General features: G+C 60.9%; 3 protein-coding genes and 1 pseudogene. 1 reads left to right on the top strand and 3 read right to left on the bottom strand.

What is annotated here, in order from left to right:
* Positions 1-76: 76 nt before the first annotated feature.
* From ACRESJ_RS09350 to pilG, 3 genes are read right to left on the bottom strand one after another with little or no spacing between them, the layout of a single operon-like run.
* On the bottom strand, positions 77-610 hold the full coding sequence (locus tag ACRESJ_RS09350) for a chemotaxis protein CheW (protein WP_431757655.1): 534 nt from the start codon (positions 608-610) through the stop codon (positions 77-79).
* A 10-nt stretch (positions 611-620) separates the two neighbouring features.
* A complete protein-coding gene (gene pilH / locus ACRESJ_RS09345) occupies positions 621-986 on the bottom strand; it encodes a twitching motility response regulator PilH (RefSeq protein ID WP_431757654.1) in 366 nt (121 codons plus the stop codon).
* Between the two features lie 57 nt (positions 987-1,043).
* Positions 1,044-1,448: a twitching motility response regulator PilG gene (gene pilG / locus ACRESJ_RS09340; protein ID WP_431757653.1), complete on the bottom strand. Its 405-nt coding sequence runs from the start codon at positions 1,446-1,448 to the stop codon at positions 1,044-1,046.
* A 334-nt stretch (positions 1,449-1,782) separates the two neighbouring features.
* Between pilG and ACRESJ_RS09335 the strand changes: the two are divergent.
* Positions 1,783-3,120: pseudogene (locus tag ACRESJ_RS09335) on the top strand (cobaltochelatase subunit CobN); the annotation flags it as partial.
* Positions 3,121-3,205 lie beyond the last annotated feature (85 nt).

Genomic DNA, 3,205 nt, shown 5'->3' with positions numbered 1-3,205 from the left:
CGATGCAAGCGCCTCGGTCTCACATCGAACCTAGGTGATGCCATCGCTGGCAAGCCAGCTCCCACAGGGTCCGTGACTATATCGCGATGTTCATGAACCCCTGGGACTGCGCCAGCGCAAACGGGCTGAACACCTGCCAACTCTGCTCGCGCTCGAACCGGCCCTGAATGAACGGTGCAATCGGGCCATCCAGCCTATCCACCGGTTCAAGACTGTCCTGAGCAAAATGCTGAAGCCCGAACACCTCATCCACCATCAACCCGGCAAACACTTCGTGATGTTCCACGACCAACACCCGCCGCTGCCGGCGAGCCACCGATAGCTCGTGCCCAAAGAAGGCACACAGATCCATGATCGGCAGCAGGCGCCCGCGCAGGTTGGCCACACCTTTTACCCAAGGCTTGACCCCTGGCACCTGGGTAAAACGCGGCTCGTGCAAGACTTCACTGACCTCGCCCATGGGCGCTACATACCAGTGCTCGCCCAAGCGAAAACCGATGCCGCTCCAGTTGTCCTGTCGGGTCGGCTGGGACGGCAAGTCCGCCGCCAACAGGCGACAGCGCTGGTCGATCTGCAGCAGCAGTTCAAAAGCCGTCAGCGACTCGGTCATGGCCGGACGATCAACCGGCCAGCACGTTATTCAGGGTTTTGAGCAGGGTTTCTTCGTCGACCGGTTTGGTCAGGTAATCCTTGGCCCCCTGGCGCGTGCCCCAGACCTTGTCGGTTTCCTGATCCTTGGTGGTAATGATGATCACCGGAATGTGCCCGGTGTCCGGATCCTTGGTCAGCTGACGGGTTGCCTGGAAGCCGTTGAGGCCCGGCATGACAATGTCCATCAACACTGCGTCGGGTTTTTCCTGGCGGGCCAGGGCTACACCGTCGGCGCCGTTTTCGGCTTTCAACACTTCATGACCGTGCTTTTCCAGCATGCCGGTCAGTTTGTACATTTCAGTCGGCGAATCGTCGACGATCAGAATACGAGCCATGGTCTTCCCCATTCTTGTCGACACAAGGCCCGTTGGCCGAGCGTCACTGTAGGTGTCTTACTGCGGCAAAACGGCGGCGAAGCCCGGAACATGGGCCTGGATCGCGCTCAGCAGTTCTTCCTTGCTGAAAGGCTTGGTCAAAAACTGGTCGGAGCCGACGATACGCCCCTTGGCCTTGTCGAACAGCCCGTCCTTGGACGACAGCATAATCACTGGCGTTGACTTGAAGGCACTGTTGTTCTTGATTAAAGCGCAGGTCTGATAACCATCCAGACGCGGCATCATGATGTCGACGAAGATGATGCCGGGGTGATTGTCGGCGATCTTGGCCAGGGCATCGAAACCGTCGATGGCCGTGATGACCTCACAACCCACGTTCTTGAGCAGCGTTTCGGCGGTGCGACGAATCGTCTTCGAATCGTCGATCACCATGACCTTCAAGGCGCTGGGGTGCTGTTCCATAGTGACTTTACCGTCGCCTTTGTGAATCAATTTGTCCGTTTAACGGCTCGAAACCCTTGATGCTCAAGGGCCAGCACGACATGGCAGCCTTTTTAGCACAGTCTCCGGCACCAATCTATCGGCCGACCTGCGCGGTGGTTTTTCCTTGACCGGGAACACACTCAGCGCCACTCTGACGCCACTTTTTCGTGTCCTTTCGGCAGATGCTGTTCTATGTGGGAGCGAGCCTGCTCGCGATGGAGTGTCAGTCGACACCAATGTTGCAGATACACCATCGCGAGCAGGCTCGCTCCCACAAGGGGACGGGTGGATAGAAGTCCAAGCCATCCTTGACCATCTACGCGAAGTCGTCGCCCCCCGCCTCGACGCCTGCGGCCCTGCGGAAATGCGCGGCTTGCTCGACGCCTTAAGCGGCCGCTTCGTCCCGGCCGGCCCCAGCGGCGCACCCAGCCGTGGCCGCCTGGACGTGCTGCCCACCGGGCGCAACTTCTATTCGGTGGACGTGCGTAACCTGCCCACCACCACGGCATGGCGCATCGGCTTCCAGTCGGCCAACCTGATTCTTGAGCGCCACCTGCAGGACCATGGCGATCATTTGCGTCAGCTCGGACTGTCGGTGTGGGGCACGGCGACCATGCGCACGGGCGGCGACGACATCGCCCAGGCCATGGCGCTGATGGGCGTGCGTCCGGTATGGGCCACCGGCAGCCAACGGGTCGATGACTTCGAAATCCTGCCGTTGAGCCTGCTCGACCGGCCGCGAGTAGACGTTACGCTGCGAGTGTCGGGGTTCTTCCGCGATGCCTTCGCCAACCTCATCCGGTTGTTCGACGCCGCCGTGCAGGCCGTTGCCGCGCTGGATGAGCCGGACGATCTCAACCCGCTGGCAGCCAAGGTTCGGGCCGAGCGCGAGGCGTTACTGCAATCGGGGCTCGATGAAGACGCCGCACGGCGTCAGGCCGGCTGGCGGATTTTTGGTGCCAAGCCCGGTGCCTACGGCGCGGGCGTGCAGGGCGCCATCGACGGGCGGCTGTGGCAGAGCCGCGATGACCTGGCCGAGGTGTACCTGAACTGGGGCGGCTATGCCTACGGCGGTTCCGACGAAGGCACCGCTGCCCGCGATCAGTTCGCCCAGCGTTTAAGCCAGGTGCAAGCGGTGCTGCAAAACCAGGACAACCGCGAGCACGATCTGCTCGATTCCAATGACTACTACCAATTCCAGGGCGGCATGCTCGCCGCCGTGGAAAGTCTCAGCGGCGAGGCGGCGGCCAGTTATCACGGCGACCACAGCCAGCCGGACCTGCCGAAAATTCGTTCGCTCAAGGAAGAACTGAATCGGGTCATTCGTTCCCGGGCGGCCAATCCGAAGTGGCTTGAAGGCGTCAAACGCCACGGCTATAAAGGCGCGTTCGAAATGGCCGCAACCGTCGACAACCTGTTCGCCTTCGATGCCACCACCCGGTTGATCGACGATCACCAGTACGCGTTGCTGGCGGATGCTTATTTGCTTGATCCCGGCACCCGGGATTTTGTTCGTGAACACAACCCGCATGCCTTGCGCGACATGACCGAACGCATGCTCGAAGCGCAGCAGCGGGGGATGTGGAAGGAACCGGGCGAATACCGCGAGGCGCTGGAAAATCTGTTGTTGGATATAGAAGAAGATGGCTGACCACCACAAAACCCTGTGGGAGCGGGCTTGCCCGCGATGGCGTCGTGTCAGCGAATAGATGTGCAGGCTGACACACCGCTATCGC

It is taken from the genome of Pseudomonas sp. (assembly GCF_050739655.1).
Lineage (GTDB): Bacteria > Pseudomonadota > Gammaproteobacteria > Pseudomonadales > Pseudomonadaceae > Aquipseudomonas.
The sequence above is the reverse complement of the archived record's forward strand: the minus strand, read 5'-3'. Positions and strand labels throughout refer to the sequence as shown.

Coding starts and splice junctions, on each gene's coding strand:
- ACRESJ_RS09350 (WP_431757655.1), bottom strand. CDS start 610: ATGACCGAGTCGCTGACGGCTTTTGAACTGCTGCTGCAGATCGACCAG.
- pilH (WP_431757654.1), bottom strand. CDS start 986: ATGGCTCGTATTCTGATCGTCGACGATTCGCCGACTGAAATGTACAAA.
- pilG (WP_431757653.1), bottom strand. CDS start 1,448: ATGGAACAGCACCCCAGCGCCTTGAAGGTCATGGTGATCGACGATTCG.